The organism is Bacteroidia bacterium (assembly GCA_041391665.1).
Classification (GTDB): domain Bacteria; phylum Bacteroidota; class Bacteroidia; order J057; family J057; genus JAGQVA01.
The window spans coordinates 1185563-1200143 of record JAWKNO010000002.1 but is presented as its reverse complement, the minus strand read 5'-3'; the positions used below and the strand labels follow the sequence as shown (position 1 = coordinate 1200143).

8 protein-coding genes are annotated in these 14581 nt (G+C 47.5%); all 8 read right to left on the bottom strand.

The window, feature by feature from the left end; genetic code table 11:
* Positions 1–15 precede the first annotated feature (15 nt).
* Positions 16–3456, bottom strand: a complete 3441-nt coding sequence (locus R3D00_16655; protein ID MEZ4774818.1) for a hypothetical protein — start codon at positions 3454–3456, stop codon at positions 16–18.
* Positions 3432–10616 carry a baseplate J/gp47 family protein gene (locus R3D00_16650; GenBank protein MEZ4774817.1) on the bottom strand — a complete coding sequence of 2395 codons (7185 nt, stop codon included), beginning with the start codon at positions 10614–10616 and terminating at the stop codon, positions 3432–3434. The genes R3D00_16655 and R3D00_16650 overlap by 25 nt, the downstream gene beginning before the upstream one ends.
* 25 nt (positions 10617–10641) lie before the next feature.
* Positions 10642–11061, bottom strand: coding sequence for a GPW/gp25 family protein (locus R3D00_16645; protein MEZ4774816.1), 420 nt, complete (start codon positions 11059–11061; stop codon positions 10642–10644).
* 4 nt (positions 11062–11065) lie between these two features.
* Positions 11066–11359 carry a PAAR domain-containing protein gene (locus R3D00_16640; protein MEZ4774815.1) on the bottom strand — a complete coding sequence of 98 codons (294 nt, stop codon included), beginning with the start codon at positions 11357–11359 and terminating at the stop codon, positions 11066–11068.
* Between the two features lie 72 nt (positions 11360–11431).
* Positions 11432–13183 (bottom strand): type VI secretion system tip protein VgrG, encoded by a 1752-nt coding sequence (vgrG, locus tag R3D00_16635; protein ID MEZ4774814.1) that lies wholly within the window; start codon positions 13181–13183, stop codon positions 11432–11434.
* Complete coding sequence (locus R3D00_16630) at positions 13180–13935, bottom strand: LysM peptidoglycan-binding domain-containing protein (protein MEZ4774813.1); 756 nt, start codon at positions 13933–13935, stop codon at positions 13180–13182. Before R3D00_16630 ends, vgrG begins: the two co-directional genes overlap by 4 nt.
* Before the next feature lie 2 nt (positions 13936–13937).
* Positions 13938–14117: a DUF5908 family protein gene (locus tag R3D00_16625; GenBank protein ID MEZ4774812.1), complete on the bottom strand. Its 180-nt coding sequence runs from the start codon at positions 14115–14117 to the stop codon at positions 13938–13940.
* Between the two features lie 3 nt (positions 14118–14120).
* Positions 14121–14579 carry a phage tail protein gene (locus R3D00_16620; GenBank protein MEZ4774811.1) on the bottom strand — a complete coding sequence of 153 codons (459 nt, stop codon included), beginning with the start codon at positions 14577–14579 and terminating at the stop codon, positions 14121–14123.
* Between the last annotated feature and the right edge of the window lie 2 nt (positions 14580–14581).

The following is a 14581-nucleotide window of genomic DNA, read 5'->3' as shown; positions in this document are numbered from 1 at the left end:
TTTTTCGTGAGTGGTTTATCCTAATGTGTCAAGATTGTTTTGCCCCAGCACAAACTGCGGGGTATCATTTCCGGCAGATTCACAATCGTGAAGATTCGCCGGTGGGTAGATATTTTCCAGTTGAAAAAGTTTGTCTATCAATGCGGCCATACTTTTCCGGTAGGTTTCGTGTTTTTCTTCTGTCAGATCTGCGAGCGCACATTCCCATTTTTCGAGCACCTGCTCAAACTGCCGCATTTGCTCATGCCCGATCCAGCAAATCCGCAGGTAAACATGCGCAGGTGCTTCCATGCGAATGGTTTCTTCCATCAGACGGCGGAAATGGATATTTCTAAACCGCCGGGGCCAGGCAGGAATAATGACGGAAGCGTGAAAAGAATAAGGATCCGGTACTTCCGGGCAGTCTCCATCACAGCCTTCATTTACGGGAAGATGTGGATCGCCAGGCTTTCTTTCCCGAAGCAGGATATGTTCAACCACATGAAACCCTTCTAAGTGCGCGATCTTCTTTAGGTAATGGATGACGGGTTCGCGCGCTTCTTCATTCGCCAGTACACCTACCAGTTGATCGTCTTTGCCCGGGCAGTCAACGATCATTTGCCATTCGTGATCGCATTTTTCCACGCGGAAGGCGATTTTTCCGGCTTCCATTACCAGCAAAAGCACAAAGTCCAGCATGGAAATCATAGCTGCTTTAGATGGGCAGGAAATGCTTCGAAACAGGATTTCCCCGTCCTCATCCACAATCGTAAAATATACTTCGCCCGGGTTATCAGCCACAATCTTCAACCGCTCGCCTGCCAGGTTATGGCTTTTCACACAGTGGATGCCCAACTTGCGGTAAACCCTTCGCTGAAGACCGGAAAGGTTTTCAGAATCAAGCGGATAACGATAATCATAAGCCTGTCCTCTTTCACTGCTCTGTTTGGGGTAGTCGGTGAGAAAGGCTTGTTTGTCTTCAATAATTCTCCGGGATACGGCAATCTTGTCGTCGTACATCCCAAACATCGTCAGGCTGTAGTCGGTAAAAACCTCGCCAAACCGGGCGATAAGGTGTTCGAGAAAACGGAGTTTTCTTTCATGCGCGACTTCAGGCGTTTCTATGATCGCTTCGAGTTGTACCTGCAGCTGCGTGTATTCTGCATATAAATCGGGAAGCCCGGCAATTTCTGTTTCATTGAGCTTTTGGGTGAAGTAGGTTCTGACTCTATCACCCTTTTCAGGATTTTCCCATGAAAAAAGGTCGTTGATATGCGACAACTGGGCAAGGTAGTTGGCGAATAATTGCTCAAAAAAAAGCAAAAATCCTTTCAATTGCGCCGCCTGTCCTTTTCTCAATGCGGATGCCGATTGTGGCACTTTATACTGCCCCACCATATAGTTTAGCGGAAGATCATTTTGCACGGGAAAATGGTCGGCCAGCTCCATATCTTCTCCTACGGGAACCGGAAGATTATCCTGATGTGCCTTGTGTTTTATCCGAAAACTCTCTGCCTCCCTGTTTTGCAAAATCTGAAGCGCTTTATCAGCATTGGCATAAAATGGGCGCTCATTTTTATAAAAAATAAAATTGGAACGGGAAGGACTAAAGTTAGGAATACGGCAGGGATCGGGAGAAGGGCAAAGCTCCCACTTTTCCTCATCGCGGAAACGATCATCTATAAAACTTACCATTACCAGATTTCTCACGGAAATCACACCCGGTATATCCATCAGCTCCTGGATGATATCAGAAGCGCGAAGCGGACGGCGGGGAATGAGTTTTCTAAACTCCTCATCATCAATAAAACCGTGATCCAAAGCAGGGCCATCAAATATTTCCTCCACAGATTTTTCTTTGGAGAACATTTCTTCCAGTGTATAAAATCTTACCGGTGGTTTGATGAAGTTTTCCATCCGGAAAAGAATTTCGGCCATGGTTTCCTCCACGTCCACGTTCGGTTTCAATTCAATATCGGCGCAGATCCCAATGTCCTCAGGCCGCAATTCTTTGATTCCGACCAGGTCTTCACACAAGTTGCGGCTGGAGAGAATTTTGTCCAGCGCTCTTTGTTTGACCGCAGTTTTGGTGAATAACATGGAAGGGATATTTTTCCCAACCGGTTTTTCAAAACTGATTTCCCAGTCATAGAAAAAATAGTATTCCTGCTCCAGGTATTCGCCAGCCATTCCCCCCAGCAAAATCATCACCTCCGGTTCTGAATAGGGAAAATCAGCCTGATGATTGGCGTACAATTTTACGGTTTCCGACCGGGCTTCGATCCGGTAGTTTTGACATGGCGGCAGTTGGCATCCCAGCGTTACGCGCGTTCTTCGATCCTCGCCCTTAATAACGACCTCTTCACAGCAGACGACGTTACCTGCCATATTCTTCACTTCGACGGTTACCTTTCCCTTTTTATGGCCATAGATATATACTGATTCAAGCGTTAGTTTACGCTCAACATCAAACTGGATACACTTGCCATCGGTAAATAAAAATTCGCCTTCGAGGTTTCTTTTGTCGTAGTCAGAAAGTCCAAGAACCGCTTTAGCCGGATAATCGGGCGCACTTCCCGGTTCGGGAAAATCCAATATCAAGTCATAGAAATAATAATAATTATCTCTTTCAGGCCCGCTGTGTTTGTCTCCGGGAATGATTTCCGCATATCCTTCAATTTCTGCCAGACAATCCACGCGGATACCGCCGATATTCATATACAGATTCACGGTAGAACCTTCTGCATCGAGAATATAATAATTATCTTCTTCTTCATCCGGAGATGGCACCAATACCCAGTTTAACGAAATGGGTGTTTTTACCCCGCTTTCCAAGACCTCCTGACTGGCAGTTTTGAGTACTTCTCCACCGGCATTGAGCAGGCGCACAACGACCGTTCCTGGGCAGTCAGGAAATACGCTCAAGGACCTGAGCAACATATCCCGGGTAACTTTGACACGCATTTTTCCAAAGCCGGGCGTTTCGTATTTGCCTTTGAGTTTTTCACCTAAGCAGTTATCTCGGTCTTTGAGTCCCAGCTTCAGGTCTTCGACAAACTCCTCAAACTCCAGAAACACCTCATACAGCCCGTTTAACTCCGTATCTGTAAATTTTTCCACCCAGGCATTTCTGACGCCCTCAATGTCCACCAGCATTTTTCGCAGGTCATTAAAGGTCACAGGGCCGTTGGTGAGAATTTCCCGGGCTTTATGAAACCCGGAAGGCGCAATGGCCGCCCCTTTTTCAGACCTTGTGAGCAAATCTTTGAGATCATACGCTGTCCTGTATCCCAGGTCCGTAATGCCATAACACAGCGCTTCCAGCAGGGTAATCCCTGGGTCAGAGGCGTTGTAGTCCGTCCATAGTCTGTTTGCCAGATTCTGAATATGCTGAATGCCGGTCTTTCGCAGCAGCTCGTAGTTCTGGCTGTCAGGCAAAACCTGATCGCGGATTAGAAAGAGGTTGTTATCTGACATTTTTCATCTTCTATGGGGTGAATCTCATGCAATAATGCAGGGGCGGGAACAAGCAATGACGAAGCGGTCGAAGCGGCCACAACATCACCCGTTACTTTTGCCCATGGATCATCTGTGTTTTTCCGGTATTCCAGCCGGAAGTCGGTTACATAGTCCACATATTGCTGCTCGTCTAAGAAATTGAGTATACCCGACGGCGTAATTTCGTTGGTAAATGAAATGCGGGTCTCCGGATCGTACAGCCACGGCGCCATAAATCGAATAATGTCTTTGACAATCTGTCCAGAATAAAACCCAATATCTTTTCCCCTGGCGAATTTCACATTGGCTTTTACCCGTACTTCTTCATAAACCGGCGATTCGACAATCACTTCGGTAAAATCAGAGACGCGGGTCTTGAGGAAATTGCGGATTTCGTTTCGAAGGTTGACACTTACAGCGGGTCTTTGCCGGTTGACAGCATTTTGATTGCGCAAATCGGGAATGACCACCAGATGCACATAACCTGCCGCCAGTTCGTTTCCAGGTTTGCCGTGATTGATACATTTGACTTTATAGATCTGGGGAAACTGCTCTAATACCAGCCGTTCATAATCCCAAATCGTAATTCCCCGGTTTTTGTGGCGCAGACGCTCACTTACTCTCACGTAAAACTGCTCGTCTGTTTCGGCCAGTCTCCCGCCAAAAGACGGGAAAGGTTGCAACACTTCACTAATCGCTGCCTGTCGGTTGATCAGACTGGTTATTGATTCCGAAGGCAAAACGGTCGCCAGATGCCGGGGATCATTCTCAGGTTGTTTTCGATAACCTGCCAACAGTGCCTGGGGAAGAATTTTTAATCCTTTCGCAATACCATCTGCGTAGTTGATAATACTCCCCCTGATCCAAAACAGCCCCCCACCTGGCAGAAGCGTATTGCTGTTTGTCATGTCATCGGGCAGCGAAAACTTCACGATACCAGATGTCAGCAAATGATTGGTTGTATCACCCAGAATACGGGAATTGTCGAGATCTTTCCACCGGTTATGGGAGAGGTACGACCAGGCCACCCTTTGCCCCGAATGCGCCGGGTCTTCACTTCCCTCGGCTACCTGAAACAAGATATGCAGATTTTGAGGCAGATCAAGATTTCGGATACCGATAAACAAATTACCGGTAGCATCAATGTACTGATGGTCCGCAGTTGGCGGAATGATATCTTCAGGGTTCAGGACTTTTGCCTCAAAGACAGGTACGAGCAGCGGGCTGGCAAATACCTGATCTGAGGGAGATTCGTCCACCGGAAAAAACTCCACATGGCCAAAAGGATGAATATGGAAGAACTGCTCTACGCGGTTTGGAAAATCTGCAGAAGATTTTACGAAAAAGTTAATAGTCTCCGAAGCAGAATAGCTGAGAGAAATCCGGTTAATTAGCGGCGTATAGGGCTCATTGGGTAACAGCTGAGATTTTCGCTCCATCGCAGATTTTGCGACAAACCGCGGGTAATCCGCATGGAAAAAGTCTTTCAAAAGTCGCAACTGCAGGAAGCCCCGTGCCATTCCATTCCGGAAAGCAGTAAAGGGTGCAAGTAAAGGATCGCGTTTTACATTCAGCCGGTCAAATGCAACCGCAATATCGACTTGTTGGGAGTGAAAATTGCGCAACTGATCGAGATCTTCCGGAGTAGCAGCATTTTCAGAAAACAAAGCCAATGGCCCGGAAGGAAGAGTAATCGGAGAATTGGGTTCGCCAAATGTTCGCCAGTTTCCATTAAGCAGCAGATTTACCCCGGCCTTAAAATAGCTATTGGAGTCAACCGGAGAGACAGCCGTTGCTGTATTCCCCGTATTCCCGGTATTATCAGAATCCTGGCTGAATAGGGCGTCGTTGTAGTTGGCATAATGGGTAGAGAAATCCAGCTTATCACCGGTTAAAGGCAAATCGCCCCATTCCAACTGAATATTTACGGTGGAGGGCGCTTTGGAAAACACCTCATGACTACCGATGTAGAAATTGCCGCCTACTTTGGGAGCAGAACCAAAAGGGGAAAACGGTTTGCCCGGAGCAATTGTGCCATCGTCATTTTCAAGAATCAGGTTTTGAATTCCGGCAACGGTTACCCCCAGATCAAATTTATAGACTTTGGGTTCGCGGAAAAATTTGTAAGGATAGCTATACAACACTTGCCGCCAGACTGCATGAGCGGTATCAGCTTCAGGGGACAACCCTTTGGTATTTCTCATCGCCATATACACCTTGCCCCCGGAAAGAACATGGCTATACTGGAAATAGGGCTTCTCATTATTATACACCGGAATCGCGCCGATAATCTGCCAGAGCTCAGGTGAGTTTTCGGGGTCATCCCCCACGACGGTTGTAAGCGCCCGGTAAATGTTGCGCCCGTACTGAACGTATTCCCCCGGCAGGAACCGCTCTATACCATTAAATGCTGCAATTCGGATCACCTCCTCCCAAAGCAGAAAATTTTGCCCGGGTGTGTGTCCGGTAGTTTGAGTAAGGGAAACAAAATACCTCCCCAAATCATATACAACTGCACCTGCATCATAAGCAACGGCAGAGTCATAATTTAAAATCTCTGTAATCTCTGTCCAACCGGTCCCGGAGCCCGGTTTGCTTTGGTTGGCGGGTAGTTCTGATTTATAGATGGCGCCCCCTATCCAAACGTGGTCGCCGATATCATAGCCTTTTCCCGGCTGATAGGTGGTAATTTGAACCCACGGCTCGTCTTCGGGTTCTAACTCAGGGGGAGGCGTACCCGAAATACCCGCATTGGCGCGAAAAACGGATGCGCCTGACTGAACATAATCCCCCATTACATATACTTCCTGCGGATCGTAAACCCCAATCGTGGCCAGATCGATTTTCTCCCAGATGAGAAGGTCAGAATTAGGCGGGATCCCCCGCGTCAGTGCCTGTGTGCGGTATATACGCCCGCGGAATCGGACAAAGGTGTCCACCGGATATTCCTGGCGCGCATCGTATTCTGCCAGCGTTGATTTTTTCTCCCAGGAAGGATTGAGATCGGGCGAAAGCTCTGCCGGTAAAATACCCGAAGAATTATTTACCTGGTAAATCGTTCCGCCATACACGCTGTAATCCCCATTGATAAATGAGCGTTTGGGATCGTAAGGCAAAATATTAAACGAACTGTAATCAGAAGGGGCTAATTTTTTCCAGATTTTCTCCCCGGAAGAAGGTCTGATTCCTGTAGTTTTGATATTAGCCTGATAAAATACATTGTCTTCAGAGACCAATGTTTTGTGAACATAAGCCCCCGAGCTGACCCAGCTTACAGGCGAGGTAGCTTCAACTACCCAAATCGGCGAATTGACAGAAGGATCGGATCCCAGAGTAATTCCTGTCGATTTGAAAAACTTAAAAAAGCCCGGATTGCCCGAAACAGGCACTTTTACCTTATCATCAACCTGGTATTGTAACGCAGCACTATAGTCCGGAACAGCGTTTGAATCTTCCACCCAGGGATTAGTGGCGCCGGTGGGATCAGCCCCTTTATTGCTTTGAAGCGCGACAAAAAAGCGCGTCGCCTGCGGGGTGACTACTTTGATTTTAGCATCCTTCAGATATTCTACATTCGCTGTCCAGGTCAACACGCCGGAGCTAATATCGGCCCATACACTGATCGTATCGGTAGGATGATCGCCCAGGCTGGATTCTATTGCCCGGAAAAAGCGAACATTTCCCGCGCCTGCCGTAACCTTAACCAGACTAGATGTTGCGTAGAAAAGCGAAATCGAATACTCTGTCACCAAAGCAGAAATATTTTGCCAGGGAAAACTCAGGTTCAACGGATGATCGCCGATGACATTTTGAGTGGCGACAAAAAAGCGATTGCTGGCAGGAATCCCCTGAAAGATACGCACCGTATTTCCAGTCTGATATTCGGTAGTGTCGTTGTAAAGGTTGACGACCGAAATGAGCTCCCACAACGGACCGGCTTCATTGGGTTGTACCCCTTGCGTTCTTGCATTGGAAAGGTAAGGGAGCAGTCCGGTGCCGGGATCAAATTGAACAAATTGCCCGGAATCATATAAAGTGGCAGGATTGTACAGCGCCATGGATGCCACGGGGAGGACACTTTGCCAGAAGGGATCGTTGGCTGCGCCTGTGGGAGGAACAGAAAAAAACATTAAGAATTTTGCCTGGTACACAACCCCATTGTGACTTACGTATGCACCCACAGAGTAAGTGGCACTTGTCTGATAAGTCGGGATTAATGTCCATCCATTGGCATTGGAATTCGGGTCAATACCAGACTGCACGGCCTTTGACTTGTACAATGATCCGGCATAATTGACCTGATCGCCTACCTGATAAGGTGCCTGAGGGGCAGCATTCCAACTGGCGACTTCACTCCATGAATTGGTGCTGCCATCAGGGGCAACCCCTTTTGAGCGGAAACTGGCCTGGTACAAATTTCCATTTACAACCGCAAATGAATTAGCAAGGTAGGCAGTTGTCGGATTCCACACAGCGTTTTCAATCCAGGAAGATCCCGATTGATCCGGAGAAGCATTCTGCGATGCAAAAGTGGCCTGGTACAGTTTATTATTTAATACCGCAACATTGCCGGGAAAATAGGACTGCACGGTGCTATACAAACCAGCCTCTGCCCAAACGCCCGAAATTCCTTCAGGAGAAACGCCCTGATTGGCCACAGTTGCCTTATACAATTTATCTTTAAAGACGACCGTATCGTTTGGCTGATAGCTTGTCCCGGAGACATACCCATCCATAGGCCCCCAACCATTGGAATTTGAACCCGGAGCAATGCCTTTTGACCCGGCCCGTGCCCGGTAGAACTTAGGCCCTTCCACCAGGATGACATCATCCTTTTTATATAATTGAGCAGGAGCGTTTTCGTAAGCTTTTATTTGTTGCCAGATCAAAATATCAGCTGCGGAGCCCGGCTCAATTCCCGAAGCTTCATCAGCCAACAACACAAAATAGGCAGAAGCAGAAGGCAAAAAATTGATTTCCCCTTTGACCAAAGGCGTATTGTTTGCCACATAATCGGGCGTCTTTCTCCATGAAGGAGAGAGCGAAGGTGCGATGGCCGGAACGAGTACTTTAGCCTGATATAGCCAGTTTTCAAAACTGACATACTCCCTGGCGATATAAGTTTTGGCGGGGTCAAATCCGATATTTCCCAAAGGGCCAGATTCCCAGATTTTCACCTGAATGGTGGGATTCAGGTCCCATACTTTGGCATTTGTGCGATATTTTTCCGGGCCATAAGAGACAACATCACCGGGCATATAGGGCGCGTCTGTTGAGCGATTTCTCACCTGCCAGGGATCGGGCGCATCAATATTGATTTTACTCCAGAGATACGCATTGGCATCGCCGGGCGGAATGCCAATCACATCTGCATTTGCCTTAAATATTGCGTTATCAAAAGAGATAAATTCGCCTTTGAGATACTCTGCATCCGAAGCATAAACCGCCACTCCGCCTCTTAAGTTGAGGTCCAGATCGCCCAAGGTTGAGAGTCCCCGGTTGTCAAAAATAAATAAAGCTACAGGGAAACGGGCCTCCAGTCCGCGTTGATGAATTTCCTCAGAATAGGGAACAATTGCAGGAACATCAACCCCCAGTGAAAGTTCGAATATCACTTCTCCCAGCGTTTCTTCCGAACCGGCTGATTCAGAAAGAAAAGGAATATCTGTGAGAATATCTACGACCCGATTTTCGACAACCACCCAGTCTTTTTCTCCTGAAAGATATATTTTCACATTGTTGCCCAACTCACTTTTGATACGGGATCGCCCGTATTTGGCAACGGTAGCGGCCAGATTGCGGAACTGAAAGACCATACGGATGGTGCGAGTTCCTTCCCCGAGCAAAAGCATAGGCGAGGCGATCGCAAAGCCTGTTTCGGCAAAAGGCATATTTTCACTTCCCATTAATTCCCAGGTGGGAAAATCTGCGGGCAAAACGCCGCCCAGGCCATTGGAAGAGTCTGCATCGGGTGCAGCATAGATATTTTCGATGGTAAATTCAGCAACTGCCTCTCCCGGATTTGTGGAAACCTCTATTGGCGGATCGAAATTTTTGCGGATAAACAGGGTTCTCAACCCAACTTCCGGATCGATTATGGCGCGGTTTACGACAACTTCTTCATTTGCAGCATAGATCCGGTCTGCGCCATTATCGTCTGCCCCCGCATCAAAGGTGGTATTTTCCGGGATCAGATGACTGTTAAAATTATTTGCCAGTGTAAAGATGAGATGAACTTCATCCGGATCTTCAGGACGGTTTTTGAGTTGAAGTACTTCTTTAAAATAAAAATCGAGATGGCGTTTTGTCAGGCTGTTCATATGATCCCGGGCAATCTTCATCAGATTGAGAAAAGCCAGGAAAAGTGCCATATGCGGTTGATGTTCAGGATATGCGGCAAAAGTTTCTTCCAAAAACTCCGGCGCCTGATGGATCATTGCCGCCATTACCTCATAAAACCTCCGAAAAAGACCTTCGAGTTTTGCCGTTTCGCGGTATATCTGGCGTTTGGTTTCAGGAATACCCCAGAGGAAGGGTTTTTCTTCCACAGGAAGATCCCCATTGGGCCAGGTACGCGTAAGCCTGTCGAGGTTTACATCCGGTAATCCGGCAGCTTTCATCGGAAGTCCCAGACTTCTCCCCTGTATTAACCACTGGAGGGTTTCGGCAAATGCATACTCAAGCCTTGATTGAATCTGACGATCGAGTGTTTTGTGCAGGCTGAGCCCAGGAATGGATTTCTGGTACCATAGATTGAGGGTTTGGGCAATTTCAAACAGGGAAACAAGAATCCCTGCAAATGCTTTTGCACTATCATCGGGTTGGTTTACCGATTTTTCCGCAGCTTTCACCTGGGTTTCAAACCGGCTTCGATAAGCTTCAGCCCCCGTCGAAGAAACCATAGCCACGAGGGTACTGATATCATTTTCGATAAATGTCTGCCAATTTCCCTCAGGCTGATTTTGGGTATTATAATATTGCACCAGCCCGGCATATTGACGGGTGTATAAGAGCCAATCCTGAATTTCCTTTTCGTCCACACGCACAAAGTCAGCACGAAGGCCATCCAGCAGTCGCTGGTCCTGGCTGGTGCCATCTCGTCTGAGCGGATTTTTATAGGTTGAACTAATCTTGTTCATAATATTTTTTCGTTCCGGTTATGCTTCATGGCGTTTCATTCCTGATCTGGCTACCTTCTTCGAGGTAGTAAGGGAAAACAAAATTGGTGCGGGTATTTGTCCCTGCGACCGTGTATTCGATAAAAATCCGGACAAGTCCTTCTTCAGCCACTGGCTCAAGTCGCACGTCGTCCAGTACGACCCTTGGTTCGAAATAGAGGATCGCCGTCTGGATTACATCTTTCATATAGACCTGAAGCGTGGTGTCCAAAGGCTCAAATAAAAGTTTCTCCATTCCTGCCCCAAAGTCAGGGCGCATGACCCTTTCGCCGATTCCGGTGGTAAGGATAATTTCAATACTACTTTGAATGTCCTCTTTCCCAGTGAGCATCTGCACGCCACCGGTTGACTTGTCAAATGTGGGTGGAAACCCCCACCCCCTGCCGATAAAATCGTAATCTGCCATATCGTTATCCTCCGATCATTACTGTAAATTCTCCCAAAATAATAGACCCGCCATGTGCCGTACTATCGCCCAGACGGGCTGCGGGTTTTCCGCCGATCATTACCGTTGAAGAGCCCTTGACAATCGAATCGGGAGGTCCCGTGCAGGTAATCATATCACCGACAACTGCGGCGGGTTTTCCGCCAATCAGAACTGTAGGTACACCTGGCCCCGTAATCGGGCCGCCCACATGGGGGGTTCCTGATGGATCCACCATCGGGCATACGTGCATATCGTTGAGTCTGGCTGCGGGCGGCATGGTTAATTGTTAATTGTTAATTGTTAATGGTTAATGGTTAATGGCTAACGGCTAATAGCTAATAGCCAACGGCTAATTTATTTTAACAAGAGAGCCTTTGATGGTAGCGACGGCGCTTGAGCTTAATTCTGCGCCGGCGGAGCCGGAGGCTTTTAACTGGGCGCCGCCTTTGAGTTCCATATTGGCCGAGCTTTCGGCCTTCAGATTTGCGCCTGCTTTCAGGATAATATCCTTGGCGCTTTTTAGGGTTATTCCGGCGGAATCGAGTGTGATGGTATTGCCATTCTTATCTTTGATTACGATGGATCCGGCTTTGTCGTCAATCACGAGGCTCTGCCCGCCGGGTGTTTCCATGGAAATGGATTTATCGTCGTCATTAAACACCAGCTTCATCTTCGAGCGGGTATAAAATCCTTTCTCATGATTGGTATCTTTTACCTTCACTGGGGCGGGGTTTTTGCTGCTGTGCAATTGTCCCAAAATCACCGGGTTGCGCGGATCGTCGTTGAGAAATCCGAGCACGACTTCATCGTTGATTTCGGGGCGGAAAAAACTTCCTCTTTGTTTTCCGGCGTCCAGACTTGCTACTCTCGCCCACACACCTTCTCCACTGGCATCGATAGTCGGGATAATGACTCTCACCCGGTCTTCGCCATCGGGATCTTGTTCCAGTTTGGTTACCAGTCCGATCGTCAGACCATGAACTGCCGGCAATAAACCAGAGGCCGGATTATCCATGATATTATCAAACTGCTCGTGAAACCAGGCTGGATCCAGACCAAAGCTCACTTCCGTTTCCCAGTTCATATTATCAAACTCATGCCTGACACCGGAAACATATGCATCGCCATTAAATCTTTTTCCCAATCCACCTAAAGCGATCGTATCTCCGGGTTTGATTTTGTCGTACCCCTGAAACCGCACGCGTCCGCGGATTTTCGACAACTGGCTCTTCTGCATCTGTGCATCTGCCCATTCTTTCAACTCCATATCCTTCAACTGTCCGCCATGCATCATGGGAAGATTTTTTATTCCAAGCGTTTGGGAAAGTTTGGAAGTGTCGATATTGCCAGGGGAAAGTTTTGGAGGTTTTGATCCTTTGGCAGAGACGGTTTTTTGTTTGGAAGAATCCCACGAAGTAGCTTCCACGCCGCCATACTGATAACGGGCATCCATTTCGGCCTCAAAGCTCAGAATAGAAGCCCCATAAAGTGCCGAAACAACAGGACTTCCCAGTTTTGGTTTTTTGGCAATTACTTTTCCATCTTCCGTAAACACAAGTAAACCATTGGCCTCAGCCCGGCTTAGCAGAAAATCCCAGTCTGTAGTATAATATTGGACCATTTCCGGGTGAGTCACCTTGGTGCCCTCGACCGAAGCCTGCGCCCCACTTTGAGAAATCAGCGATTTGATGATATCACTGTCTTTCTTTTTGTAATAGTAGGAATTTTTGCGGCCAACCGTCATTTTCACGGCTTTATCACGGCAGGAAATACGAAGAATCGAAGGCCGGGAAGCGCTTACTTTAATCGAATGGTGGGTAATGATCCCCTTAAAAACCGTCTGGTTTTTGGACTGATACCCCATCTGTATTTCCACATCCACACCAGGTACAAAATCCGCCGAACTACTCACTGAAAAGTTTTCCTCCGCAGAGTTGCCATCCTGAAGAATAATATCGGCAACCGATATCCTGTTTGCAGCACGGGTAACCACCATAGACATCACCTGATACTCAGGATTTATGTCTTTTCCATTGACCCTTAACTGGAAAGTAGGCGTATCAGGGATTATATTCTGGTGGATAGTTCGGGGAAATGTCATTCGTTTTCATTTTTTAGTGGGGGAAACTGAAGTTCCTGACCAGTTTTCAGCCTGCGGAAGTGTTTCAACTTGTTGTGGCGGGCTACTTGTAAATAATAAGACGGGTCATTGTAAATAGTATCAGCCATGAGTGGCAGATTCTGATTTTCACCAGCGAAGCGAATATGTGTAAGGTCGGGTGAACTCACGCGCCGCCTGCGTTCGAGCAAGGCATCGTCGATACTTTCTGTAAATGTGGCCTTTATTTTGGCGCGAAGTGGTTTTCCGTCGGGTTTAAACAGCGTATAGTTGACATCCGCAGACTTCAAAATACAATGTGAAACCAATGTACCCCAGCTAAGAATCAGATATCTCGGACGATGGGTTTTTCCTTCTACCTCAAAACACACATCCATAAATGCCTTGATCTTGTCCTCTATTTTTACGGGAGGAAGGATCTTATTTGCCCCAGGTACAGCAGCACCTATTCCCAGCCCGTTGCCAGGATCAGAAGCGCCTGTACCGTCAAACAGGAATTCGAACTGATAATCCTGTGGCCCGATATTGTTAAATACATGCCTGCGGCTATCATTTCCGGGCTCTCTCCGGGGAGTAAAATTGATCTGAACCCGCTCCGTATAGGAATTGGGGTTATACATCACCTCAAAAGATTTCTGAGGGGCACTTCTGGGGGTTCTCGCAGAATTTTTAAAACCCTCAATTTTGAACTTCTTCAGTTCACCGCTGGTAACACCGGGTATTTCTGGCAACATGGCTAACGTTCATTTTTCTTTTCCAACATCTCCTGGACGATTTCCAGAATCAGGCGTTTTTCTTCTGCCTGACGAAAAGCATTTTCATGCTCAGCATTTTCAGAAGCCTGATCATCCATTGATTGCTGTGGTTCAGGTGCGACCAGTGCCCTGATGACGAGTTCTCTGATTTCAAGTGGCATAATTTAGAAGGCTAACCGGATGTTTTTAAAATACTGGTAACTAAGTGTTATGGTCTCGATCACCACCGAGCTTTGTTCGGCATTGAAGGCCGACACTTCCCATCGTTTTGGGATGGCGTTGACCACATACCAGGAAGCAATCGGGGTATGCGCTTCATTCAGAAGGGAAACCACAAGGTTTACGGGCTGGAAATGAAAAAACTCAATGGCATTTCTTGCCCAGTTGAAAACGCCCGAAGAGATCGGCGCAATTCCCCTTTTCAACGTCAGATCAGAATAGCGCGTGCGGGTAGGAAGCTGGTGGGTAAACCGGTTTTCCCCACCCTCCACATAAGATTCCATTTCCATATCTACCGAAAGGCCGGAGACTTCCTGAAACATAATATCTCCCGGCGCAGCCGGTAAAAGCTGGAAAACGACGGAAAAGTGAAACCCCACGGGCGGATATTCTCCTAAAGCCATAG